Source organism: Geomonas limicola, assembly GCF_014193675.1.
GTDB classification, from domain to species: domain Bacteria; phylum Desulfobacterota; class Desulfuromonadia; order Geobacterales; family Geobacteraceae; genus Geomonas; species Geomonas limicola.
Map to the genome: position 1 here is coordinate 1 of NZ_BLXZ01000016.1, position 1,753 is coordinate 1,753.

A 1,753-nucleotide genomic window follows, 5' to 3' on the forward strand; every position below is an offset into this window, starting at 1 on the left:
CGACGCGGTCAGCTACGCCGGCTGCGGTGGTGTTGGTGGTGGCGTTGTAGGTGGACGGTGCAACCGCGCTCGGGGACGGATTGACGAATGCGAAGGAACCGGCCAGGGACTTCGGCTGGTAGCCGACGCCAGCCAGCAGGCGGTACACGCCGACTGCGGATACGCCGGAAATCGGCGCGTTGCTGTTGGTGTAGGAACCGGAGTTGAAGATCGGCAGACCGGTGGAAGCCATGCTGCCGTCAGCGAAACGACGGTAACGACCGTGGGGATCGTGGCAGGAGGAGCAGGCCAGGCTGGCTGCCGGGTAGGTACCGCCCGGTGCTGCGGTCAGGGTCTTGTCAGCGGTGTAGCCGTAGTCGACTGCAACGATGTTGTGGCCGTGACGATCGCCTTCCCAAGAGGTTGCGGAGCCGCGAATCTTGCCGGTGGTGGTCATCTTCAGCCATGCAAAGTCGCCGCCCGGGGTAAGCTCGACCGGACCCTGCTTGGTCTGGCCAACCAGCGAGCCGTCGGTGGAGATGTGGTAGCCGCTGCCCACGGTGTCAGCCGAGTTGTGGCAGTTGAGGCAGGCGCCGGACTGGTCCTGTGCTTTCAAGAGGTACGGGCCGGACTGGTACTGTGCCATGCCGGTCACGTTGGCGGAACCTTCCAGGCTGTTGTGCATCGAGTGGCAGCCTTCGCACTCGGCGACACCGCCGGAGTGGAATGCCAGCGCGCTGCCAGCGGTAGCGAAGGTGAAGAGTGCTGCTACGGCAAGGACTTTCGTTGNTTTCATGTACTGTCTCCTTTTTACGGTTTTCCTGCATGGCATGTACTGCGAAACTTGTAGCAACCTTTTACACACCGCGTGCCAAACCGCCATATCGGACTGTTCTGACAAGATAAGAGGCCATAACTATTCATTTAGCACGTAAGAATATGCTCACAATCAGGCCCTTGCCAACTGGAGCAAAGAAATCCCCCAGGCGGGAAGACGGGGAGAGATTTGGTTTTAGCGAGCCAAACCGACAATAGACTTTCCCCACACCTACGCAAACCTTACGGCCATGAAAGGTTCCCGAACCACATCCATTGCGCCACCGCAATCAGACGCCTACCCCCTTAGCACCAGGACCTGCAAATTTGTGAATGCACAACGCCAAAACCGGCATAAAACAGGCTCAGTAAACGAAGGCACGTTCGACTCGACGTTATTTTATGTGTCTGCCCAGTAATCCCTGTAAGCAGCCTTCTTAAACCAGCGAGCATTTCGCCCTACTACGTTACCCCACCGCGGATGCAGGGGACCCGTGAACGTACACGATTAACGCGCGGCACACTCTTTCGTCGTCCCACTGCAACCGGTGTACGAGCATAAAAAAACCCCGCTTCGGTAAAAGCGGGGTTTGTCTGGCTATCTGAGGGGCCGGTAAAGAACCGGCCCCCCGATCTCATTACAGTCAAGCAAAGGTGGTACTAGTCTTTAGCGTGGCACTTGTTGCAGTAGTTACGTGCCCACGGCCCGAACACGGAGGCCGGACGGCCGTTGTATGCGTTCTGCTGCTGAGCGACGGTGTAGCCCTGGTTGATCTTGTTCTCGGTGGTGCTGGTGTCGTAGGAAGCTGCGTTAGCGCTGTCAGCAATGGTCATGAACTCGTTGCCCAGGTAGTAACGGGCCATGCTCTCGAAACCGGAAGCGTGTGCACGGTGGCAGGAGAGGCAGAGCACGTTCTGGCTGGTGGTCGGAGCGGTCGGAGCAGCCTGGAAGGCTTTC

1 pseudogene is annotated in these 1,753 nt (G+C 58.6%); it reads right to left on the reverse strand.

Annotated elements, in window-relative coordinates:
- Positions 1 to 1,455 precede the first annotated feature (1,455 nt).
- A pseudogene (locus H7688_RS22440) lies at positions 1,456 to 1,753 on the reverse strand (cytochrome C); the annotation flags it as partial.